Annotated in this window: 19 protein-coding genes, 2 tRNA genes and 2 pseudogenes; 21 read left to right on the forward strand and 2 right to left on the reverse strand. The window is 40.0% G+C overall.

Annotated features, from left to right (window positions below; genetic code table 11):
* Nucleotides 1-1,052 precede the first annotated feature (1,052 nt).
* The 13 genes from JCM15074_RS18480 to JCM15074_RS18540 all read left to right on the forward strand — a co-directional run bounded on the left by JCM15074_RS18480 (nucleotide 1,053) and on the right by JCM15074_RS18540 (nucleotide 14,870).
* On the forward strand, nucleotides 1,053-1,868 hold the full coding sequence (locus JCM15074_RS18480; protein WP_025823204.1) for a phosphate ABC transporter substrate-binding protein: 816 nt from the start codon (nucleotides 1,053-1,055) through the stop codon (nucleotides 1,866-1,868).
* A gap of 119 nt (nucleotides 1,869-1,987) precedes the next feature.
* Nucleotides 1,988-2,854 (forward strand): phosphate ABC transporter permease subunit PstC, encoded by an 867-nt coding sequence (gene pstC / locus JCM15074_RS18485; RefSeq protein ID WP_234400285.1) that lies wholly within the window; start codon nucleotides 1,988-1,990, stop codon nucleotides 2,852-2,854.
* Nucleotides 2,854-3,699, forward strand: coding sequence for a phosphate ABC transporter permease PstA (gene pstA, locus JCM15074_RS18490; protein ID WP_025823207.1), 846 nt, complete (start codon nucleotides 2,854-2,856; stop codon nucleotides 3,697-3,699). Before pstC ends, pstA begins: the two co-directional genes overlap by 1 nt.
* 36 nt (nucleotides 3,700-3,735) lie before the next feature.
* On the forward strand, nucleotides 3,736-4,485 hold the full coding sequence (gene pstB, locus JCM15074_RS18495; protein ID WP_025823209.1) for a phosphate ABC transporter ATP-binding protein PstB: 750 nt from the start codon (nucleotides 3,736-3,738) through the stop codon (nucleotides 4,483-4,485).
* Between the two features lie 119 nt (nucleotides 4,486-4,604).
* Nucleotides 4,605-4,681 (forward strand) — tRNA-Trp (locus tag JCM15074_RS18500).
* Nucleotides 4,682-4,827: 146 nt separating this feature from the next.
* Nucleotides 4,828-5,190 carry a hypothetical protein gene (locus JCM15074_RS18505; RefSeq protein WP_025823211.1) on the forward strand — a complete coding sequence of 121 codons (363 nt, stop codon included), beginning with the start codon at nucleotides 4,828-4,830 and terminating at the stop codon, nucleotides 5,188-5,190.
* A 90-nt stretch (nucleotides 5,191-5,280) separates the two neighbouring features.
* Nucleotides 5,281-5,357: transfer RNA gene (locus JCM15074_RS18510), tRNA-Trp, on the forward strand.
* A 193-nt stretch (nucleotides 5,358-5,550) separates the two neighbouring features.
* Nucleotides 5,551-6,915: a guanine deaminase gene (gene guaD, locus JCM15074_RS18515; RefSeq protein WP_025823213.1), complete on the forward strand. Its 1,365-nt coding sequence runs from the start codon at nucleotides 5,551-5,553 to the stop codon at nucleotides 6,913-6,915.
* A gap of 816 nt (nucleotides 6,916-7,731) precedes the next feature.
* Entirely contained in the window at nucleotides 7,732-10,968 is a 3,237-nt protein-coding gene (locus JCM15074_RS18520) for a molybdopterin cofactor-binding domain-containing protein (RefSeq protein ID WP_025823214.1), read from the forward strand.
* Nucleotides 10,968-11,429 carry a (2Fe-2S)-binding protein gene (locus JCM15074_RS18525; RefSeq protein WP_025823216.1) on the forward strand — a complete coding sequence of 154 codons (462 nt, stop codon included), beginning with the start codon at nucleotides 10,968-10,970 and terminating at the stop codon, nucleotides 11,427-11,429. The genes JCM15074_RS18520 and JCM15074_RS18525 overlap by 1 nt, the downstream gene beginning before the upstream one ends.
* Nucleotides 11,430-11,554: 125 nt before the next feature.
* Nucleotides 11,555-12,916, forward strand: coding sequence for a nucleobase:cation symporter-2 family protein (locus tag JCM15074_RS18530; RefSeq protein ID WP_025823218.1), 1,362 nt, complete (start codon nucleotides 11,555-11,557; stop codon nucleotides 12,914-12,916).
* A 308-nt stretch (nucleotides 12,917-13,224) separates the two neighbouring features.
* Complete coding sequence (dusA, locus tag JCM15074_RS18535; RefSeq protein WP_025823220.1) at nucleotides 13,225-14,208, forward strand: tRNA dihydrouridine(20/20a) synthase DusA; 984 nt, start codon at nucleotides 13,225-13,227, stop codon at nucleotides 14,206-14,208.
* A gap of 242 nt (nucleotides 14,209-14,450) precedes the next feature.
* Nucleotides 14,451-14,870, forward strand: coding sequence for a hypothetical protein (locus JCM15074_RS18540; RefSeq protein ID WP_025823222.1), 420 nt, complete (start codon nucleotides 14,451-14,453; stop codon nucleotides 14,868-14,870).
* A gap of 120 nt (nucleotides 14,871-14,990) precedes the next feature.
* Here the strand turns inward: JCM15074_RS18540 and JCM15074_RS18545 are convergent, their stop codons facing one another.
* On the reverse strand, nucleotides 14,991-15,728 hold the full coding sequence (locus tag JCM15074_RS18545) for an enoyl-CoA hydratase-related protein (RefSeq protein ID WP_025823224.1): 738 nt from the start codon (nucleotides 15,726-15,728) through the stop codon (nucleotides 14,991-14,993).
* Nucleotides 15,729-15,776: 48 nt separating this feature from the next.
* Here JCM15074_RS18545 and JCM15074_RS18550 point away from each other — a divergent pair, with 48 nt between their 5' ends.
* Genes JCM15074_RS18550 through JCM15074_RS18560 form a run of 3 tightly spaced genes read left to right on the forward strand, consistent with a single transcriptional unit; the run spans nucleotide 15,777 to nucleotide 17,916 of the window.
* Nucleotides 15,777-16,238, forward strand: a complete 462-nt coding sequence (locus JCM15074_RS18550) for a copper chaperone PCu(A)C (RefSeq protein ID WP_306302241.1) — start codon at nucleotides 15,777-15,779, stop codon at nucleotides 16,236-16,238.
* 17 nt (nucleotides 16,239-16,255) lie between these two features.
* Entirely contained in the window at nucleotides 16,256-17,227 is a 972-nt protein-coding gene (locus JCM15074_RS18555) for a DUF2333 family protein (protein WP_025823228.1), read from the forward strand.
* A gap of 2 nt (nucleotides 17,228-17,229) precedes the next feature.
* Entirely contained in the window at nucleotides 17,230-17,916 is a 687-nt protein-coding gene (locus tag JCM15074_RS18560) for a TIGR04219 family outer membrane beta-barrel protein (RefSeq protein ID WP_025823231.1), read from the forward strand.
* Nucleotides 17,917-17,980: 64 nt separating this feature from the next.
* On the opposite strand, the pseudogene tolC reads toward JCM15074_RS18560, so the two are convergent.
* Nucleotides 17,981-19,305: pseudogene (gene tolC, locus JCM15074_RS23030) on the reverse strand (outer membrane channel protein TolC).
* A gap of 236 nt (nucleotides 19,306-19,541) precedes the next feature.
* On the opposite strand from tolC, the gene nudF reads away from it, so the two are divergent.
* The 5 genes and pseudogenes from nudF (at nucleotide 19,542) to parE (ending at nucleotide 24,002) form a co-directional block, all read left to right on the forward strand.
* Entirely contained in the window at nucleotides 19,542-20,162 is a 621-nt protein-coding gene (nudF, locus tag JCM15074_RS18570; RefSeq protein ID WP_025823233.1) for an ADP-ribose diphosphatase, read from the forward strand.
* 21 nt (nucleotides 20,163-20,183) lie between these two features.
* Nucleotides 20,184-20,618: a DUF1249 domain-containing protein gene (locus JCM15074_RS18575; protein ID WP_025823235.1), complete on the forward strand. Its 435-nt coding sequence runs from the start codon at nucleotides 20,184-20,186 to the stop codon at nucleotides 20,616-20,618.
* Between the two features lie 7 nt (nucleotides 20,619-20,625).
* On the forward strand, nucleotides 20,626-21,468 hold the full coding sequence (gene cpdA / locus JCM15074_RS18580) for a 3',5'-cyclic-AMP phosphodiesterase (RefSeq protein ID WP_025823237.1): 843 nt from the start codon (nucleotides 20,626-20,628) through the stop codon (nucleotides 21,466-21,468).
* 27 nt (nucleotides 21,469-21,495) lie between these two features.
* A complete protein-coding gene (locus JCM15074_RS18585) occupies nucleotides 21,496-22,071 on the forward strand; it encodes a YqiA/YcfP family alpha/beta fold hydrolase (protein WP_025823240.1) in 576 nt (191 codons plus the stop codon).
* A 45-nt stretch (nucleotides 22,072-22,116) separates the two neighbouring features.
* Nucleotides 22,117-24,002 (forward strand): annotated as a pseudogene (gene parE / locus JCM15074_RS23035) (DNA topoisomerase IV subunit B).
* Nucleotides 24,003-24,047 lie beyond the last annotated feature (45 nt).

Consider the following 24,047-nt stretch of genomic DNA (forward strand, 5'->3'; position numbering starts at 1 on the left):
AAGCGAACATGGGAAATAAAGATTCCTCACGCAGTGAGGCAACAATCCATGTGATAGTAGGGTGAAATCCAAGCGTTTACTAAGCGAAGCTTAGTGCTTGAATTGAACGCGGAGAGCTTGCCTCGAAGCTGGCCATTGCTAAGCGCCTTTATGGTCGTTAACTATCTCATACCAATCTGTAAAATAAACTGATCATTCTAAAAATTTATAATGACGATGTTCTTAAATGATATGCCTAGAGTCATTTAATTTAGACATATAGAGCGATATAATCATTCTGATCAGATATTTATTTAGATTGGTATGAGGCAGCCATTCATGTGATAGTAGGGTGAGGCTGTTGCGTTTATCAAACGTAGTTTTATGCAGCAGGTAAACGCGGAGAGCTTGCTCGAAGCTGGCCATTGCCAAGCGCCTATTTAATACCAATCTGTAAAATTAATTAATCATATTTGCTCAACCTCTTGAGCACATTTGGGTGATGCGGCTACTAGACCCCACAAATTTATTTCATGCCATACAAACACTATCCACAATATTCTCATAATGTTTAAAATTATGATTTGTAAGATGATCATGTAAAACTAACTTGATTATATTTGCCTAATTTCTCGAGTATTCCGAGTGATGCCGACGTGAGTGTTCACGAATTTATTTCAAATCAAACAAAAGCTATGGATAATATTGTTGCAGTAATTAATGGTCGAAATTTCGATTGTTAAGACCTAACTTACTCCTCTATTTTCTATATAGTCACCTCTAAAAACGCTCGGAATATTAGCTATCCCATATTGGTATATGGGGGCAATTTAAGTACGAGATAAATGTTATATAGCCGCGAATATTCATGAATTTAGATGCCTTGAACTTAAATTTTTAGCAAGAATATTTATTGTTATCTTTTTAAGTTAATGTTTTAAATGACTATTTTACTCCTGCCTTAAATTGAAATATTTCTGAAATATTTAAGTCACTTGATTGTCATATTTGTCTGGCTTAATAACCCTCGTCAACAGTGATTGACTACTGAAATACTAACTTGGGTCATACATATGAAAAAATTTGTTGCGGGTAGTGTTATTTTGTTATCGATGTTTTCATCTGCTGCGTTCGCTAAGGAAACAGTAACTTTATCAGGTTCAACCTCGGTTACTGGCGTGATGGAAGTCTTGGCAGAAACATATAGTAAGCAACATGATGTTGCCATCGAAGTTCAGGGAACTGGATCTTCAGCAGGCATTAAAGCGGCTAATAATGGTACGTCTATGTTCGGTATGGCTTCTCGTGAAGTTAAAGATGATGAGAAGCGTGCTGATATTACGCTAACCACAATTGCACGAGATGGCATTGCGATTGCTGTTCATCAAAACAATCCTGTTAAATCATTAACCATGGAGCAAATCACTGCTATTTATAAGGGTGAAATTAACAATTGGGCACAGGTTGGCGGCGCTAAAGGTCCAATCGTGTTGGTTACACGTGATACGGCCTCTGGTACTCGTGGTGCCTTTGAATCAATTCTAAAGTTAACTCGTAAAATTAATGGTATGAAAGTAAGTGCTATTAGCCAGCGAGCACAAGTTGGTAATGGTAATGGCATGGTAAAAACCATGGTTGCTAATAACAAATATGCGATTGGTTATATCTCTTTAGGTTCTGTTGATGCTTCTGTTAGCGCATTAGCGGTTAATGGAGCAATGCCAACGACCGAGGCGATTAAGAGCGGTGAATACCCGATAGCTCGTCCATTTGTATTGCTTTATAACGAGCAAAAACTACCCGTAGCAGCCAAATCATTTATTGATTGGGTTATGGCGCCAGCTGGACAGAAAGTTATTGAATCTAAAGGCTATGTTTCTGTTATTTAGGTCTTAGGTCAAGATTGATAATGGCTGTTACATAGGTAGCAGCCTTTTATTACCTCAAAGGTATTAATATGAGTTCTACTTCAGCCATTCCTTCATCGGAAGTTGTTTCAAAAAAGGCTATGCAACGTTGTAAACGTCGTGACTTTGTTGAGCAAGCATTCCATCTGTTATTTATGCTTAGCGCCTTTATCGGTGTGCTATCTGTTATTACTATTGGTTTTTTCTTAGTAACTGAAAGCATCGATGCTGTTGAATATGCAGGCATGAGTAATATTGTTTTTGGCTTAGAATGGTTACCTCCAGCATTATTTGGCATCGCGCCTATGATTGTTGGTTCGTTGGTTTCTACTGCGGTAGCGGTTGTGATTGGTGTCCCTATCGGTATTTTAACAGCCGTTTTTTTAGCTGAGATCGCACCCAAAGCCCTTGTTAATGTATTAAGACCTGCAATTGAGTTATTGGCAGGCATTCCATCGGTTGTATATGGCTTTTTTGGCCTAGTGGTTATTGTGCCACTGATTGAGCAAGTATTTAATGTTCCCTCAGGTAGCACAATTTTAGCGGGTTCAATTGTTTTGGCGATTATGATTTTACCTACTGTGATTGTGGTATCTGAGACCTCTTTACGTGCCGTTCCTAAAACTTATAAGGAAGGGGCATTAGCACTTGGTGCTTCAAAAATTTACACCATTTTTAATGTGTTATTACCAGCCGCTCGCTCTGGTGTATTAACCGGCGTGATTTTGGGTATTGCTCGTGCAGTAGGTGAAACTATGGCCATTATTATGGTGATGGGGAATGCCCCTGCAATGCCGGGTAGCATCTTAGAACCTGCACGTTCGTTAACGGCAAATATTGCACTTGAAATGTCTTATGCAACTGGAATTCACTCTAGTGCGCTATATGCAACTGGAGTGGTGTTATTGCTATTTGTGATGATGTTGAATGGCTTATTAATGTATATCAATCGTGAGAGGGTAAAATAATGCTGTCACGTAATCAGAAAGATTTAGTGCTTAATGGCTTAATTTGGTTATCTGCTATTTTTACCGTGTTCTTCTTATTGTGGATTGTGTTCTATATCGTAAGTAATGGTATTGCTTATGTTGATTGGGCATTTATTACCGATAACTATAGCCGTACTGGTGATGAAGTTGGTATTTGGCCTATGATTGTTTCTACTATTTATATGGTGGCTTTATCGTTAGCTATTGCGGCACCTATTGGGGTTATGACCGCCATTTATTTAACTGAATACGCTAAGGCGGGGAGTGCTTTAGTTAAGGTTATCCGTTTTTGTACTGAATCGTTAGCGGGTATTCCATCGATTATTTATGGTTTATTTGGCTTAACTTTCTTTGTTGGTGTGCTGGGGCTTGGTTTCTCTATCTTAGCGGGCGCGTTAACTTTAGCTATTTTGATTTTACCCGTCATTATCCGAACTTCAGAGGAAGCAATAATTGCAGTACCACTGGCTTACCGTGAAGCATCTTATGGATTAGGCGCATCTCGGTTATATACCATTGTGCGTTTGATTTTGCCTGCGGCAATGCCGGGTATTGCCACTGCTTTAGTATTATCTATCGGGCGAATTATTGGTGAGTCAGCTCCTGTATTTCTAACTGCAGGTATGGTGGCTTCTATTCCTGGTTCTATTTTCGATTCTGGACGTACATTAACGGTACATCTTTATATGCTAACGACTGAGTTATATACCCAACATGATTGGAATATGGCTTTCGCTACGGCAACCGTGCTGATTGTTTTGGTGTTAATGATTAATTTAATAACTAAATTAATCTCAAGCCGCTTTAATAAAGCAAGTTACTAATTTAATCGATATTTACAGCATTAATTGAGAAATTGTATGAATACATTTGATATTAAAAATTTAGATCTGTTTTATGGTGATAACCACGCTTTAAAATCGATTAATTTAGCTATTCCACATAAGCAAGTGACAGCGTTTATTGGGCCATCTGGTTGTGGCAAATCAACGTTATTACGTACCCTTAATCGTATGAATGATCTCATTGCTGGGGTAACGATTAAAGGTTCCGTTAAGTTTGATGATGCAGATATTTATGCTGATGTCGATGTACGTAAACTGAGAACTCGTTGCGGAATGGTATTTCAAAAGCCTAATCCATTTCCGATGAGCATATGGGAAAATGTAGCATTTGGTCAAAAAGCTCAAGGGTTAACTGATAAAAAGCAATTAGATGCTATTGTAGAAGAAGCGCTGCGCAGTGCAGCATTATGGGATGAAGTGAAAGACCGCTTACATACCCATGCTTTTGGATTATCTGGTGGCCAGCAGCAACGTTTATGTATTGCGCGTACCATTGCCATGAAACCTGATGTGATTTTAATGGATGAACCAACGTCGGCACTTGATCCTATTGCCACAGCCAAAATTGAATCGTTAATGGAGAACTTACGTAAAGAGTTTACCGTTGTGATTGTGACTCACTCTATGAGTCAGGCCAAGCGAATTGCTGATAAGACGGCCTTTTTCTTAATGGGTGAGCTTATTGAACATGGAGAGACCCAGCAGATATTTAATGAACCTAATGATAGCCGTACCCGTGGTTATATTTCGGGTGATTTTGGCTAGAAGTGCTGTGATTTTAGGCGACCTTTATATAACTTGTTTGAAAAAAACGCATTTGCATCGTTTTCATAAAAAAGTACTTTACCTTTAGTGATGACTTAAGCATAATTCGTTTCGTCAACAGGGGTGTAGCTCCAATTGGTAGAGCGGCGGTCTCCAAAACCGCATGTTGTGAGTTCGAGTCTCCCCACCCCTGCCAAATTTAGAAAAGGCCGTTCAGTAATGAACGGCCTTTTTGCCATCTGTCATTTTTAACTTACAACAATTGTCATACAACGCCACTGTCTTTCTATTTTATGCTCGATATACACTGTTTCTTTATCGAGTAGTGAAAGGTCGTAGTTAATGGAAAATATTCAATTTAATGTGGGGAATCTTACTTTTACTTATAGGCTAACGCCTGAGCAACGAAAGTTAGCTCTACTAACTGATGTGGCTGAAATCGCCATTGAACAGTGGCCGAGATTTTCTGAGACTCTTACCGAGGCCATTCATGCCGCTATTCCTGATTCACGCAAAATACCGACTCAAAAACAGATCCGTTATGTACAAACCATTGCTAAAGATCTTAATTTGACCCTGCCTGATAATTATCAGGATAGTGCGTTAGTGTGTGTTGAGTTTTTTGTTGAACATAAACCTAAACATGATAGGTTATTAGCGGTATACAACAATATTGCTGGTAACTTACTGAGTAATACGAATTAGCATATTGATGATTTTAAAGGCAGTTAGCAGGGGAATACTAAAATATGCTTTACCTTTGTCGTGGTTTTTTGCATAATGCAACCACTCAACAGGGGTGTAGCTCCAATTGGTAGAGCGGCGGTCTCCAAAACCGCATGTTGTGAGTTCGAGTCTCCCCACCCCTGCCAAATTTAGAAAAGGCCGTTCAGCAATGAACGGCCTTTTTGCTTTTTGTCATTTCATTGTTAATTATACTAATTTAGCGATAACTTAATTCTATACTGATACTATTATCTCGCTCACAAAATCTAGCGTAAACCGTTCAAATAAATCAATTGCATGTAATACTCCGCGCAATTTTAATAATGTTGATGTGTTGTCATGCTAGAGATTAAATTTGGAATTTTAGGCCAGTATTTCCATTGCCCACAAAAAGGTGACTTTGAGTATGCTGCGCAAGCGCTGGTTATGGTTGATCAGCAAGGTGTTATTGCCGCTGTATTACATCCACAAGATGAACAATATGCTTATAATATTGAATCACTCCGCGCGAGTAGCAAGCTAGTTGAACTGACTTCAGCTCAGTATTTGATGCCTGGCATGGTGGATCTTCATGTGCATGCGCCGCAGTTCCCCCAAGCTGGTAAAGGTTTAGATTTGCCTTTATACGATTGGTTGCAAGATTATACCTTCCCATTAGAAGCTAAATTTGCAGACTTAGATTTTGCGAAACAGGTTTATCCGCGGTTGGTTAACTCATTATTAGCCAATGGCACTACCAGCGCGGTTTACTTTGCCACTATTCATGCTGAAAGTTCACTTGAATTAGCGCGTGAATGTCTCAAACAAGGTCAAAGAGCCTTTGTTGGTAAAGTTAATATGGATGAGCCAACGCAATGCCCACCATTTTATATTGAGTCATCAACAGAACAAGCATTGCAGCAAACTGAGCAGTTTATTCAACAAGTAATCGCGCTTGATGGTAATCAACAACAACTTGTTTCACCTGTGATTACGCCACGGTTTGTACCAAGTTGTACTGTAGAAATGCTGCAAGGTTTAGGGCAACTAACACAGCAGTATCAGTGTCATGTGCAAACACATTGTTCCGAGAGTGATTGGGCTAGAGATTATAGTCAGCAGCATTATGGTAAAACAGATGTGGCGCTTTATCATGATTTTGGTTTGATGACCCGTAAGACAATTTTGGCGCACTCTATCTTTTTAACTCCCGATGATTGTGAAGTGATAAAACACACTGGAGCCAGTATTGCCCATTGTCCGCTATCGAATATGTATTTTGCCAATGCAGCGATGCAAACTCGCGAGATACTCGATAATGATCTGCATTGTGGTCTAGGCAGTGATATTGCTGGTGCACCTATTCCATCCATATTTCATACTTGTTTAGATGCCGTCAGCCATTCACGAGTTCGTGAAGATGGCACGTCTACTTATATTGCTGCAGCTGAACGTGGTGAAGCCGGTAAGCGTATTTCATTTATAGAAGCTTATTGGTTAGCTACGGTAGGTGGTGGTATTGCGATTGATGCCAAGGTAGGGTTATTCCAAACTGGATATGAATTTGATGCATTAATTATCGATACTGATATTGATGATAGTAATATCTACATTGTTGATGAGATGGATTCAGCTAAAGATAAGCTAGAGAAAATTATCTGTTTAAACAATCGCCAAAATATCCGTAAAGTATGGGTTAAAGGCCAACAGGTGATCAATAAGTAATGGAGATAAATGCACTAGTCTTTATTTATTGGGGAGATTAGTGCATTTTACAAATAATAATTATTACTATTTGTAACTTAATAATATTGGAACCATTATTATTGATCAAAATTCTTATTAGTATTTATTCATTTTAATCATTATTTGAGTTTTTATCGAATTGATAAGGTTAATTTTAATTTTTATGAATTAACTTGATAGTAATTTATTACGATATTAATAGGTAAGCTTAATCAGGTTTAATGGGTATAAATAGATAAGCTAATAACAAGTATGACTCATTTGAGCAACTAATTATGTCTATTCGCACTAAACTGGTGTGAAAAAAATTAACAGCAAACATTATCATTTTTGATAGCAACTAGTTAATATCAGATACTAAATTATTGTTTAATATATTTAATAATATTGAACATGCTAAATTTGAAGTAAACCTATTGATTAAAGGCTCTGTTAGTAGAAATATTAATTTCGAATGATTAAATTTAGTATTTCTGTGTCTAAAAATACGAGTAACAGCATAAGATGCTTTCTAGAATCCTGATTCACTATGATAGAAATCTATCAAAGTGATATTAGCGAAATATTGTTTATTTTTATATTTATCAAAAATCACTCTAAGACTTTATGTTTAGTAGTAATTGCTTTTTTAGAGTGAACCTTTATATCTTATTTTTTTATTAAAAATAAAAGCATTTATCACAAAATTAATACTAAAATTCTAATTTATAAAAATCTGGCCTATATAGTGCTTTAACTCCATTTATACCAAAACAACTTTTTAATAATTACCGACACAATAATTAGAGGTATTAAATGGTGGAATTTAGTCTATTGGGTAAGGATATCCCAAGAGTTGATGGTCAGGCCAAAGTAACAGGTAAAGCGATTTATGGTAACGATATTACCTTACCAGGCATGCTTTATGGGGTATGTCGTTATGCTGATCTTCCTGCTGGTAAAGTGCTCAAGATTGATACAGAAAAAGCAATGCAAGTGGAAGGCGTTGTGCGTATTGCCACCTTTGCTGATATACCGGGTAAACCGACTGTTGGGGTCATCATTCAAGACTATTTACCTATTATTAATGATGAGGTGTGTTTTACCGGCGATGTTCTTGCTGTTGTTGCGGCGACAAGCTATGAGGCTGCGTGCTTAGCAGCAGATAAAATTGAAGTTGAATATCAAGCATTTGAGCCTGTTACAGATATACATCAAGCATTGAAACCAGAAACAAGATTAATCCATCCAGATAAAGCCTCAAATATTGTAGCCAAGCATCATACCCAAAAAGGCAATGTTGAGCGGGGCTTTAATGATTCTGAACATATTATTGAGCGCGTATTTAATGTTGGTTTTCAAGAGCATGGTTATATTGAACCAGAATCAATTACTGCTTATATCGATGCCAGTACCGGTGATTTAATTATTACAGGGTCAATTCAAAACCCCCATCGTGTCAGAGGCATGGTGGCTAACTATTTAGGTATGCCGCAATCTAATATTGATGTTAGACGTGCTGTTATGGGAGGTTCGTTTGGTGGGAAAGATGACACCATTGATCATCTTTCATGCCGTGCTGCCTTAATGGCAACGTTAACCAACAAACCTGTTAAATTTACCTACACTCGTGAACAGTCGATGGTAGAAAGCTCTAAACGCCACCCATACCATATGACCTATAAAGTTGGTTTTGATCAACATGGCAAAATTCATGCGATGAAGGTCGATATTCTCGCCGATAGTGGTGCGTATGCGGCATGTACTCCATTTGTGACTTGGCGTTCGGTGGTACAAGCAGCTGGTCCGTACGATATTGAACATGTACGTGTTGATGTTAAAGGGGTATATACCAATAATATTTTTACTGGGGCTATGCGTGGTTTTGGCTCGCCACAAATTGTTTATGCTAACGAATCATTGATGGACGAGATTGCAGAGTATTGCGGTATTTCACCGATTGAAGTGCGTAAGATTAATGCGATTAAGCAAGATGGCATTAGCATCACAGGTCAAAAATTTAGTAATCATACGGTATCGGCAGTAGAAGTGCTTGATAAGGCAATTGATGGTGCAGAATACCAAGCTAAGGCGGCTCATTATAAGCAATTAAACCAAGGCACTGGCCCCATAAAATATGGTATCGGCATGGCTTTGAGTTATCGCGGTTGTTCTATGGGAGCAGAAGGCGTTGATACCTCATCGGCATTGGTATCTATCAATGGTGATGGCAGCATTAATATTTCAACCGGTGTGTGTGAAAACGGCCAAGGTTTACAAACCACCATGTCATTGATTGCCGCTGAAGTCTTTGGCGTACCGTTAGCGATGGTTAAATTTACTGAGCCGCCAACATCGATGATTTCAGATGGTGGTCCAACCGTAGCATCAAGAGCAACGGTCACTGGCGGTAATGCGGTTAAGCATGGCGCAGATATTCTTAAACAGCGTATTTTTGAGGTGGTGAGTGGCATTTTACATGTCACCGATATTAACGACACACTATGGCAAGCTGGTTTAATTATTAATAAAAATCAGCCCGATCTTAATATCACCTTTAGCGAAGCCGTTAATAAAACTAAGTGGGCAGGGGTTAACCTTGCGGCTTATGGTTTCTTTGAACAACCCGATATTAGTTGGGATGAAGAAAAAGGCTGCGGTAGTCCTTATTTCACATGGGTGTATGCATGCCAAGTGGTTGAGCTTAGTGTTGATACTGGCACTGGTAAAATTGAATTATTAGGGGTTACGGCTGCACACGATGTCGGGCAAGTGATCTCTAAAGTGGGCTTTGAAGGACAGGTTGCAGGTGGTATAGCGCAAGGTTTTGGTTTTGGTATTTTAGAAGACTTTAATATTGAGCATGGGGAAGTTAAATCAGAAAACCTAGACAGCTATCTATTGCCAACCATTAAAGATATTCCTGCCATGAATATTATCGCGGTCGAAAACCCAGATGTTGGTGGACCATTCGGCGCTAAGAGTATTGGTGAGCCGGCAACCGAATTAGCCGCAGCGGCCATCAACAATGCGCTTAGTTTTGCGATTGGCCAGCGTATGCGCCAACTGCCATTGACGTTAGAGCAAGTGGTGCTTGGGTATAACCTTAAAAAGCCAGCTCGCCAAAGTGAGCTGATGTTACATAGCGCAGACAAAAAACACACGCTACGTTTAACTGACTTATCACTGATCAATCCAACCGATTTAGAGCATGCTTTAACCTTACTTAAAGATGCTAAATATCAAGCCATTTCAGGTGGTACTGATGTTCTAGTTCAAGGACGTATTCGTAATAAACCTCAAACGCTAGTCAATATTTCAGGCTTAGCTGGGTTATGCGATATTAATGAGACCGCTGATACCATCGAAATTGGTTCTGGGGTTAACTTTAATCGGATTGTTGAGCATCCTGCCGTCGCAGAATACCTGCCATTACTGGCTAATGCCTGTCATACCATAGGTTCTAATCAAATTCGTAACCGCGCTACTTTTGGCGGCAACATTGTTAATGCGGCGCCATGTGCTGACTCTGTGCCTCCCGCCATTATTTATGATGCTGAAGTTGAATTGATGCTAGCTACTGAGGGCGCATTTAAGCAGCGCAGATTGCCATTAAGTGAGTTTATTAAAGGTGGTTATAGCACGGACTTACAAGCGGGTGAATTGCTGACCAAAATCATTATTCCTAAGCCAAATCGTTTTGATTTAGTAGCCAAATACAATCAATTAGGTCGTCGTAAAGCGCTTAATATTACCCGTTTAAGTTTGACCTGTTTAATCGGCGTTGATGCGCAAGGTGTGGTTGATTACTGCCGTTTTGTTGATGGCGCATTATTTAGTAAACCACAACGTTTGCCTGCCGTTGAATCAGTATTTATTGGTCATCAAATAACAGCTGAGCGTGTTAAACAAGCTGAAAATGTATTGCTCGATATGATTGATAGTGCCATTGGCGGTCGTTGGTCTGCAGCTTACAAACAACCTGTATTTATCAATATGTTCCGTAATGTAATGGATGAAGTAAGCGCCGAACTGGCCAAAGGAGTGAAGTAATGAAGACCCCAATCCAACTAACCATCAATGGCCAGTTACAGCGTTTAGAGGTTGACGGTAATACTCGTTTACTTGATTTAGTGCGTAATCAAATGAGTTTGACTGGGACTAAAGAGGGCTGTGGTGTCGGTGAATGCGGCGCTTGCTCAGTGATTATGAATAATGAAGCGGTTTGCTCTTGCATGGTACTTGCCGCGCAATGTGATGGTGCAGATATCACAACCATTGAAGGGCTAGCAGAAGATGCTTTGGCGAAAGAGTTACAACAATCATTTATTGAAAAGGGCGGCGTGCAATGTGGTTTTTGTACGCCAGGGGTATTGATTAGTACCCGCGTATTATTAGGCAAAAAGGCGCAACCCACAGATGAGGAAATCATGGACGCGCTAGAAGGAAACTTATGTCGCTGTACTGGATATCAACCTATTTTGAAATCCATTAAAGCGGTTATTTGCAAATAATCTTTTTAAGACAGCAGTATTGTTGAGACTTAGAGATATTCAATATCTCCCATATTTTAAGTGCTGGACCATATATAGCATGGGGTATGGGAGTTTAGGATGTGTCATCACATTAAGGACTTACGATGAAGTTACTGTATAAAGTGAATGATCTACCACCTAGCGGCGTAACTCTGCTGCTGGCCTTGCAACACATGTTGGCATCTATTGGCGGTATTGTAACAGTTCCACTCATTGTGGGCGGTGCACTTGGCTTACCCGCTGATGAGTTAGTCACTTTAATTAGTGCCTCGTTATTTGTATCTGGCGTAGCAACCATTGTGCAATGCATGGGCGTTGGTCCCGTTGGTATTCGTCTACCAGTGGTTATGGGGACAAGTTTTGCTTTTCCAGGTGCTTGTATTGCAATTGGTACCTCTGGCGGTGTCGCGACAATCATGGGCGCAGCATTAGTCGGGTCATTTATGGTAATCATTGCCAGTTTCTATATGGACTTTATTCGTAAATTATTCCCAACGTTAGTCAGTGGTGTGGTGGTTACCTTAATTGGTCTGACAATTCTGCCTGTTGCTATGGGCTGGATTGGTGATGCGCCAGCTGGGCATCCTGAGTTTGCCTCATTGCCGAAAGTGTTTTTATCTGTTATTTCGTTAATGGTGGTTATTGGGGTCTCAATTTTTTGTAAAGGTGCTATTGCTGCCTCTGCTATTGCGATTAGCCTTGGCGTCGGTTATATCGTCGCATTAATGATGGGCATGGTGGATATGAGCCACATTGCTGAAGCGGCTTGGTTTTCAGCACCCTCACCATTAATGTATGGTCTGACTTTTTCATTACCTGCCATTATCAGTATGACCTTGGTCTATGTGGTCGTGGTGGCCGAGGCGACGGGTGACTTTATGGCGCTTGGTAGCAATTGTCATGTGCCAGTTGATGGTAAAGATTTACGTCGCGGTCTATTAGGTGATGGCCTTGGCTGTAGCTTTGGTGCCATTTTTACGGCATTGCCGGTGGCAAGCTTTAGTCAAAACGTGGGTATTGTGGGCATCAGTGGTGTAGCTAGCCGTTATGTGGTGGCTGTCACGGGTATCTTGCTAATAGCAGGCGGTTTATTCCCTAAATTTGCTGCATTGGCGGTAACGGTACCTAAGCCTGTGCTTGGCGGCGTTGGTTTTGTGATGTTTGGTATGATTGCTTATGCTGGTATTCGTATGTTGGTAAAAACTGCCGACTCTCGCCGTAATGCGATCATTATCTGTGTGGGGTTAAGTTCAGGTATGGCCGTTACGGTTGAACCTAACTTATTGCAGCATTTTCCTGAACAACTGAAGATGTTACTGCACTCAGGCATCACCACGGGCACGTTAGTGACTGTGGCATTGAATTTGATTCTACCTAAATCTAAAAAATCTAAAGCAGCTGAAGATGATGCAGCGGATGTCACCGCTAAGTCGATTTTGACTAAGCCAGATAAGAAGATGAGTTAGTTATCATTTTACAATGGCTTGTCGGTTGATAAGCCATTGTTTTTTTATGTTGGACAGATAAGTATGTCGCTGGATATCCAATATATTCGTTAGATCAAACCATTAAATGTCTTTGTTTGATGTTGTTTTCTATAATCTCTTGAGTTTTCCTACTCTGATAGGTCATGACAGACCTCACTTCCCCTACGGATAAATCAAATAAAGTGTTGTTTTAAGCAGCAACAGTGTAAAATGCCGGGCTGTTTTTGAGCATGACTGTTGTGCGTGCTTGGTTAACTCATTATTTCTCTAGTAAAGCGTGGTATTGCATGTCGGGTTCTTCTGTTATTAATCGTACTTTTAGCGTTGCTCCAATGTTGGATTGGACTGATCGTCATTATCGCTATTTTGCACGATTAATGTCTTCTCAAGCTTTACTGTATACCGAGATGGTGACAACGGGGGCGATTTTACAAGGTAAGGGTGACTATCTTGCTTTTAATGAAGCAGAACATGCCGTCGCGTTGCAGTTAGGTGGTAGTGATCCAGTGGCATTGGCTAAGTGTGCTAAGTTAGCTGCTGAGCGTGGTTATGATGAGGTCAATCTTAATGTGGGTTGTCCATCTGATCGTGTTCAAAATGGCCGCTTTGGTGCATGTTTAATGGCTGAGCCTGAGTTGGTGGCGCAATGTGTTGATGCGATGAAGCAAGTGGTTGATATTCCAATTACAGTGAAAACCCGTATTGGTATTGATGATCATGACAGTTATCAGTTTTTGACTGATTTTATTGATACTGTTAGTGCTAAAGGTTGTGATACTTTTACTATTCATGCTCGTAAGGCTTGGCTACAGGGCTTAAGTCCAAAAGAGAACCGTGAAATTCCACCGCTTGATTATGAGCGTGCTTACCAATTAAAGCGTGATTACCCGCATTTACATTTAAGTTTAAATGGCGGTATTACTTCGCTTGAACAAGCTAAAACACATCTACAGCATTTAGATGGCGTAATGGTTGGTCGTGAGGCTTATAACAACCCTTATATTATGGCTGAGGTTGACCAACAACTTTGTGGTATCGATAAACCTTTATTGAGCCGTGATGATGTCATTGAATTAATGCTGCCATATATTGAAGCACATCTAAATGCGGGTGGTCGTTTGAACCACATTAGCCGTCATATGATAGGTTTATATCAAGGTGTTGTAGGTTCGCGCGCTTGGCGTCGTTACATTAGTGAAAACGCGCATAAAGCCGGTGCGGGGATTGAGGTTATTACTCATGCGCGCGATCTTGTCAGTAAATCGGTGTGAGCAAGTTAAAGCGTGCTGAGGTGGTTGATTAATACACCTACAAAATTGCAAGTGGTTAAAATAGATACTATTTGGTCATTTTCATAAATTGAGATATTAAAACGGTGCTTATTAAAGTGCCGTTTTTTGTTTTAGCAGTTTAACTTGTTGATTAATTAGATTTTGTTAATATTGGCATAAGCCTTGAATTAGTCTAGTTACGCTTTGATGTAGGCAAGCGGACTCTTTTAAGGAATATGGTTATGAACACATTAATGCAGAAGTGTAAACAAGGATTAGTTATCACGGCTTTAAGTTTTATGTTAATGAGTCATGCTCAAGCTGATGAGCAACAGTCTGAGTTATTAACGCAAGTTTCGAATTCATTGCAGCAACAAACTCAGCAGTTACTCGCAAATGAAATTAAACAAGTGCAATTTGATACTCAGCATATGCTATTTGTGCATAATCAGGCGGCATTAAAAACGCAAACCTTAGCACAAGCAACTAATATGATGAGTGCGCAAACCCAGCAATTATTAGCAAGTGAATATCAACAAAATGATATGGAGATGGCGCTTAATCGAGCATTATTTAATGCGCAGTTAGCGCAGCAAATTGCTGCAAATATAGAAAGTACACTGTTGGGGGCTAATGTTGAATTAGCTGCGGCGGTCAAATGATTTGGCTATTAATTGTCATATTATTAATAACCCCAATCGTGAGTATGTGTGTAACCGTCTTTGCAATGGTTTTATTGAAAAGGTGTCAGCATTATTAAGTTGCTGACACCAATCATCTCATTAGCGACTAAGAAACTCCGCAAATTTAGCTTTAGCTTCAGGGCTTTGTAAACGATTACCAAATTCTTCTAGCTCTTGATGCATTTGGTGTTGTACTCGGCTCTTATTTGGGCGCATCAGTTGGCGTGTTGCCTGTAATGCTTCTGGTGGTTGATCAGCTAAACGTTTAGCTTTACTAAAAGCATATTCAAATAGGTCTGCAGACTCTACAACCTGATTTACCAATTTTAGTTCCGCTGCGGTTTTTGCATCAAATGGCTCGCCTAATAATAGTAACTCCGCTGCTTTTTGGTAACCGACTAATTGTGGTAGTAACATACTTGCTGCCGCTTCTGGTACAAGAGCAAGGTTAACAAAAGGCAGTTGGAATCGAGCGCTATGATCGGCATAGACAAGGTCACAGTGTAGCAGTAGTGTAGTGCCGATACCGACCGCAGAACCTGCTACCGCAGCAACAACTGGCTTTTTTAATTCTAATAAGCAGAATAAAAACCGAACGGCAGGGTGATTGGGACCAATATTCCCGTGTTTGATGAAATCGCTGATATCATTACCTGAAGTAAAACAGTCTGATTGTCCCTGTATAAGAAAAGCGCGGATAGTGTTGTCTGCTTCTCCTTGGATCAGGTATTCTGTTAACTGTTTATACATATTAAGATCTAGCGCATTACGCTTATCGGGACGATTAAAGCGGATGATTCTGACGCCTTGTTCATCCTGGATCTGAATAGTATTCATTAAATTATTTCCTCATTGACGAGAGTGAATTACATGGAGTTAGCGATTGTGAAATCAACGTTTAAATATCTGAGTCAGATAATTCTGTTATCATGCGCCTCTTTTGCTGTTCTCGCAAATGTGAATTTAGTCAAAGATTCTGGTTTTGTGAGAGCGATGCCTCCTTCAGTACCAAGCACCGCAGCTTACTTTACCTTAGCGAATACAAGTGATGAACTGTATCTCAGCAAGGTCTCAACACCTGTAGCAAAAGAGGTACAATTGCACACATTGGTTGAGGAAAATAACATAATTAAAATGAGGCAGTTACAACAAATTAAAGTGCCCCAAAATGGTGTTTTACGACTGCATCAAGGTGGTGATCATTTAATGCTTATTGGTTTAATTAAGCCATTAGATCTTAATCAAAAGGTGCCATTTACTTTGACTTTCTCTAATGGCCAACAACTTGATATTATATTGCCCGTACAAAAAGCTAAGGCGTCGAATCAGCATCACCATCATCATTAATTTATAGGGATTATGTTATGCAATTTACTTGGAAAAAGGGCGCTGGTATTGCCGTTATATTGTTGCTTATTGGGTATGCGATTAGCGTATGGTGGAGCATTGAACCAGACGAAATAGAGCCTCAAGTATTAAAGTCTACTCAAGGAAAAGTGATCGTTGGCTATGCGACTACTACGTCGCTTATTTTAACGATGGATACCCTATTAAATAAACCCGGTGGGTGGTTGTCGAATGATGTTATGCCGCCATCGGTATTTATGGATAATATGGCCGCTTTTGAATTTGGTGCATTAGAGCAAGTGCGTGATTTAGCATTAATCATGCGTAAAGAGTTTAGCCGTTCACAATCGCAATCTGCTGCCGATAAAGATTTGCTAGAAGCACACTCTAAATTGAACATTGATCATACCAGTTGGTTAGTGCCAAGTGCTGAGGGTGAGTATAACGACGCGATTAAGTTATTTGAGATTTACCGTGCCAAGATATCTTCACCTGATCAGCCTCAAGCACAATTTTATGCCCGTGCAGATAACTTAAATGAGTGGCTTAAAGAAGTTCAAAAACGCTTAGGCAGTATGTCACAGCAACTTTCTGCCAGTGTTGGTCAAGACCGTATTAATACTGATTTAGCCGGGGACAGCTCTGCGCGTCAATCAACACCGAATTTAGCCAGTCAGCAGATTAAAACCAGCTGGTGGAAGATTGATGATGTATTTTATGAAACTCGCGGTGCGAGTTGGGCTTTATTGAATTTTATGAAGGCGGTGCAAATTGATTTTGCAGACGTGCTTGAAAAGAAAAATGCTGAAGTGAGCTTGCAGCAGATTATTCGTGAACTTGAAGCTACTCAACAGGTGGTTTGGAGTCCAATAATTCTCAATGGCAGCGGCTTTGGTTTTGTAGCCAACCATTCATTGGTTATGGCTAACTATGTATCACGAGCCAACGCGGCTGTGATTGATCTGACTAACTTGCTATCACAAGGTTGATTATGAAAAAGACGTTATTAGCAACCACATTATTGGCGGCACTTACTGCAACTTCGGCACAGGCTTCTACTTTGATTGGATTAAAAGTAGGTGGCGATTACTGGCAGCCTGACACAAAAGGTCAAGTTAGCTTTGATGGTAATACTGGTGGTTCATATGATTATGATTCATCTGCACAGGGTAGCCTTTGGGTTGCATTAGAGCATCCAATTCCACTAGTGCCTAATGTCATGATCCGTGAAACCCGCATTAGCGAAAAAGTGAATAATGGTGCTGAAAATGCACGTGCTAATTTAAGTAATACTGATTTTATTGGTTATTATGAGATTTTAGACAACGACCTAGTATCGTTAGATTTAGGTGCTGCATATAAGTTAATGCATGGTTCTCACAGTGCAACTGATGTGATTAAGCAAGATCTTGATGATGGTACTTTCATGGGCTATGCCGATGCTAAAGTGGGTGTTCCTGGTCTAGGTTTATTTGGTTTCGCGACGGTAATGACGGGCATTGATGAATCAAAGGTTTATGATTACTCAATTGGTCTTGGCTGGCAGTTTGAAGGTATGGCATTAGATTACCGTTTACGTGCAGGTTATCGTGATTTTAACTACGATGCCAATAACTCTGGTATCAATGCTGATTTAAGCAGTAAAGGTTATTTCGCGGGTGTTGAAATCGCGTTCTAATTGAATTTAATCATTATAAAAAAACCGCCAATTAAGGCGGTTTTTTATTAACTTAAATTCGCGATTACTTAGTAGTGGTTGCTGGTGCAATCAGGCCATTATTAATAGCAACTAAGTCTTGTTCATTTAAGGTACCTGCCGCTAATTTAAGGGCGAATACTGATTCAATATAATTGTACTTAGCATCTGATAATTGACGCTTAGAGTTATACAATTGCTGAGTACTATCAAGTACATCAACAATAGTACGTGTGCCCACTTCAAAGCTTGCTTCTGTCGCTTTTAATGCGCTTTCAGATGAAATAACTGATTGCTCATAAGCTTTAATCGAACTGATTGAAGAGCTCACGTTATTGAAGTTATTACGGATATTCTTCACGACACTACGGTGAGTTTGCTCTAGCTTTTCACTTGCTTCAACATATTGATATTGAGCTTGTTTAACTTGTGATGAAACCTTAAAGCCTTGGAAAATAGGGACGTTTAAGTTAATGCCTAATGTAGCATTATCAAAGTTAGCTGTCGCTTGTGGATCCGGCTCTTGTTCAAAACGTGTGTTATAACCCGCATTTAAGCTTAATGATGGCATATGACCAGCCTGATATAGCGAGATTTTTTCTTGCGCTATATCTTTAGCAATTCGCTGGGTCATGAGTTCAACACTGCTTTGCTCTGCCATTGTCACCCACTCTTGTGAATTACTTGGGCTAGGTAATACTGGAGAGAAGCGCTTTTCATTTAAGATATCAATACTGGTATATTGACGGCCTGTAATTTCGCTTAGGGCTTCATAGCTATTGGTTAATGCATTATTAGCTTGAATTTCAGTGGCATTGGCTAGGTCATACTGAGCTTGTGCTTCATGTACACCTGTAATTGCAATTAATCCTACTGCAAAACGTTGTTTAGTTTGTTCTAGTTGGCGTTTAATTGCGCGCTTTTGAGCCACTTGGAAGTCATAGGTGTCTTGTGCTGACAATACATTAAAGTAGGCGTTAGTTACACGTACAATTAAGTTTTGCATGGTACCAGCGTAAACCGAGTCAGCTTGTGACGCTGCTTTTTCGGCTAAGCTTAAGCTACCCAGGCACTGTGATCATAAATAATTTGATTTAATGAAACACCGGCAATGAAACCGTGAGTATCAGCCGTTGGTGATTCGTTCCAGCCTCTATTGAAGCCCACATTACCACTAATCGTTGGTAATAGAGGGGCGCGATTTTCGGCAATAGATTCATATAAAGCATCACGTTGCGCTTTGGCTTGAAGTACGACAGGATCACTGGTCAATGCTTGTTGATAAATTTGCAGTAAATCATCCGCATGAACCGCCGGTGCCGCAACTGCAAATGTCATGGCTGCGCATAATGAGCGAATTGTGAATTTCATTGGCTGTCCTTATAGACAAGACCCTCTGCTTGAGGCGTCAATTAAATTATGAACTAAAAAAAAGCCTTATTATCGGCACTGTGCGCTTCCCGACGCTTACCAATTGCAATGACTTGCAAGGCGTAAATAGTAAAAAAAATTCTATTTTTAAGTCAACTGATAAGTGTAACAGATTTTATATTTAGGCCTTAATTATAATAGTCTAACTTTTGTATCTTTTAGTAAGGATATATTTCATGGAAAAACCGTTAGTTAAGTTTTGTGCAGATGATGTAAAGCTTTTAGCTGAAAAACCTTTGTATCAAGGTTTTTTTAAGATGCAGCAACTGAGTTTTAAGCACCGATTATTTGCTGGTGGCTGGAGTGGAAATGTCAGCCGCGAAGTGTTTGAGCGAGGTCATGCTGTGGTGGTATTACCTTATGACAGTGAACGTGATCAAGTGGTATTAATTGAGCAATTACGCATACCTGCATTAGCAACAGCTAAAACACCTTGGTTACTAGAGCTTGTGGCGGGTATGATAGAGCCGGGTGAAGAGCCTATAGATGTTGCTCGGCGTGAACTGTTCGAAGAAACCGGTCTATCTGCTCGTCAAATTACACCCATTAATAGTTATTTAACGAGTCCCGGTGGTACGACTGAGCGGCTTTATTGTTTTTGGGCTGATATAGATGCAAGCCAAGCAAAAGGGTTGCATGGTTTGGCGCAAGAACATGAAGATATCAAATTGCACGTAGTGACTCGGCAACAGGCTTATCAAATGGTTGAGCAAGGTGAGATAGATAATGCATCAACAATGATTGGTCTCCAGTGGCTACAGTTGCACTATCAAAATTTACGTAAAAATGTGATCTAACATAAAGGCTAAAAAATTTTAATGAACCATCGTGGGCGATATCAACCTAACATCAGTCACTTTCTTAATTTATGTGGACGTAATTATGTACGCTTAGTTAAGTTATTACCTGATGAATTGACCTTAGGCGTTAATTATCGAGTACAAGGTGCTCATGGGGTATTGCTCATCAAGTTGCTTGAACAAACGCCATATACCGAGGTGATAGAGGTTTCTCGAAGTTTAGGTGATACGGTTTATATTCCAATGCCAGTCACTTATGTTCGTATATTTCATGATGCAAAATTAGCAGAAGTGTTAACTAGTCAACAGATTTTGCCCTTGCAAGCCGTGTATGATTATCCGAACTTACGTATGTACCATCGTGATGAAAAATACCAGGTAAATGCGTTCTTGGAGGAATTGTTAAAAATCGATCGCCAGTTCGTGTACGGCGAGTTATTGATTAATAATTAGGTATTTTATGGTACAAGCCCAGTCTCTCACTTATTCCGTTGATTCAACTGAACCGATCGAAATTCTGCAGATCACCGATCCGCATCTTTTTGCTCAGCAGTCAGGGCAATTGCTTGGAGTGACGACCGCTGAAAGCTTACATGCTGTACTTGATACCGTGTTAGCTAATCAGCATCAAGCTAAGCTTGCGCTTATTACGGGCGATATTAGCCAAGATTTTTCTCCAGAGTCTTATCAATATTTTGCTAAGGCGGCTAAAAAGCTGCAATTGCCATGTCATCATTTACCCGGTAATCATGATGAAGCTGCGGTGATGAATGCCAATATTGTGGGCGAATATATGTGTTCGCAAAAGCGTATTCTCATCGGTAATTGGCAAATTCTATTATTAGATACCACTGTTGCAGGAATCCCCGGCGGATATCTGCCTGACTCAGAAGTCGCTTTTATTGAGGCTTCTATCGCAAGTGCGCCTGATTTACATACCTTGTTAGTGATGCATCACAATCCAATTAAAGTGGGTTGTCAGTGGCTAGATCAACATTGGATGAAAAATGGCGATGCATTTATTCATACTGTCCGCCGCTTTCCGCAAATTAAAGGTTTGGTGTGGGGACATGTGCATCAAGAAATTGATAAACTCGTTAAAACAGGGATGAAAGCGATACGTGTTATTGCTACACCATCGACCTGTATTCAATTTAAACCGCACTGTGATGATTTTACGCTTGATCATTTACAGCCAGGCTATCGTTTGCTGCAATTGGCATCTGATGGTAGCATTTCCACTCAAGTGTATCGGGTGCCGGGTGAGCGTTTTATGCCCGAGTTAAACGCCAGCGGATACTAGCACCAAGTATGCCGCCCTCGAGGGCTTATGCTGCTTTATATTCATGGTTTTAATAGTTCACCTTTGTCAGATAAAGCCGTTATTACTGCACAATATCTTGCCAAACATTTCCCAGCTTTATCTGTTATCCAACCACAACTGCCCACTTCTGCTAAAGCAGCTATGGTATTATTATGCCAAATAGTTGAATCAGCTAAAGCCAAAGGAGAGCCACTTTGCTATATTGGTTCATCTTTAGGGGGATATTTTGCCAGCTATCTTGCTGAAAAGTATGGCGGTAAAGCTGTACTCATTAATCCTGCCGTGAAGCCTTTCGAGTTATTTGATGACTTTTTAGGCGAGCAATTTAATCCTTATACTAATGAGACTTATATCCTTAAGCCTCAAGACAAACAGGATGTTGCCGAATTTGATACGCCAGTTATTCTGAATCCTGATAGGTTTTATGTATTATTACAAACAGGTGATGACGTATTAGATTATCGTCAAGCTCTGTCTAAATATCATTGTTGTAAAATGCTATTAGAAGCGGGTGGCGATCATGGTTTTATCGGATATGAAAATCAATTGGCCGAAATCAGCCAGTTTTTACAATTAAAATAACATGTAGGGTCTTATAGACCTGAATTGATAACTAAATAGTGTGCTATGACAAATCAATATACCTCTGATGCCATTGAAGTACTTAATGGTCTTGATCCAGTTAAACGTCGTCCCGGAATGTATACTGACACAAGTCGCCCAAATCATTTGGGACAAGAGGTAATTGACAACAGTGTTGACGAAGCATTAGCCGGACACGCCAGTAAAATTGAAGTAATTTTACATACAGATAATTCACTTGAAGTGATTGACGATGGTCGTGGTATGCCAGTCGATATTCACCCTGAAGAAGGCATTCCTGGGGTCGAGTTGATTTTAACTAAGCTGCATGCTGGTGGTAAATTTTCCAATAAGAATTATCAATTCTCAGGCGGTTTACACGGAGTCGGTATTTCGGTTGTTAATGCTTTATCTCAACGGGTAGAGATTAGCGTACGTCGTGATGCACAAGTTTACGAAATGGCTTTTGAGCATGGCGAAAAAGTCGAAGATTTACATGTCACTGGCACATGTGGTCGTCGTAATACCGGTACCAGTGTCCATTTCTGGCCTGATCCGAGTTATTTTGATTCAGCTAATTTTTCAATTTCTAAGTTAGTTTATTTGTTACGTGCTAAAGCCGTATTGTGTCCCGGACTTCGAATTAAGTTTGTTAATAAGCAATCGGGTGAAACTTTAGAATGGTTTTACGAAAGTGGCTTACAAGACTATTTAATTTCAGCGACTAAAGGCGCTGTTATGTTGCCAGAAGAACCATTTGTAGGTTCTTTCAGCGACAAAATTGAAGCCGCTGAGTGGGCAATCACTTGGTTACCTGAGGGCGGTGAATATCTTAATGAAAGTTATGTTAACTTAATTCCAACCCCGCTAGGTGTACTCACGTCAATGGTTTCAGACAAGGCTTGCTTGAGTCAATGCGCGAGTTTTGTGAGTTTAGAAACTTAATGCCACGTGGTATCAAGCTTTCTGGTGATGATATTTGGGATCGTACTGCTTATATTTTATCTGTAAAAATGCAGGATCCACAATTTGCGGGACAGACTAAAGAAAAGTTGTCTAGTCGTCAAAGTGCATCATTCGTAGCGGGTATTGTACGAGATGCGTTCTCTTTATGGTTAAATTCAAATACTGAGCAGGCGCAAGCGTTAGCAGAGTTATGTATTAATAATGCACAAAAACGTTTACGCGCAGCTAAAAAAGTGGCGCGCAAAAAAGTCACTTCAGGCCCTGCATTACCGGGCAAATTGACCGATTGTAGTGGCCAAGACCCTATGCGCGGTGAACTATTCTTAGTCGAGGGTGACTCGGCGGGTGGTAGTGCTAAGCAGGCGCGAGATCGTGAGTTTCAAGCGATTATGCCGCTACGTGGTAAAATCTTAAATACTTGGGAAGTTGATGGTTCACAAGTACTTGCTTCTCAAGAAGTACATGATATTTCAGTGGCAATTGGCTGTGATCCCGATAGTGATGATATTTCAGAGTTACGCTACGGTAAAATCTGTATTCTTGCGGATGCGGACTCCGATGGATTACATATTGCGACGCTATTATGTGCGTTGTTTTTAAAGCATTATAAAATTCTTGTTGAACAGGGGCATATCTATATTGCAATGCCGCCACTATTTCGTATTGATATTGGTAAAGATGTTTATTATGCGCTGGATGAAGCAGAAAAAAATGCTACGTTAGATCGTATTGCATTAGAGAAGAAAAAAGGCAAAGTACAGGTAACACGATTCAAAGGTCTAGGTGAGATGAACCCACCGCAGCTTCGTGAAACCACAATGGATCCTAATACCCGTAGATTAGTGCAATTGACCATTGATGATATGGAACAAACCAATGCATTGATGGATATGCTGTTAGCTAAAAAACGTTCAAGTGATCGCCGTAGTTGGTTAGAGAGTAAAGGTGATTTAGCTGACGTTTAACATATAAGTATTAGTTAATGTAATAAAATAAAACATGGATAAGGG

It is taken from the genome of Shewanella marina JCM 15074 (assembly GCF_000614975.1).
GTDB lineage: Bacteria > Pseudomonadota > Gammaproteobacteria > Enterobacterales > Shewanellaceae > Shewanella > Shewanella marina.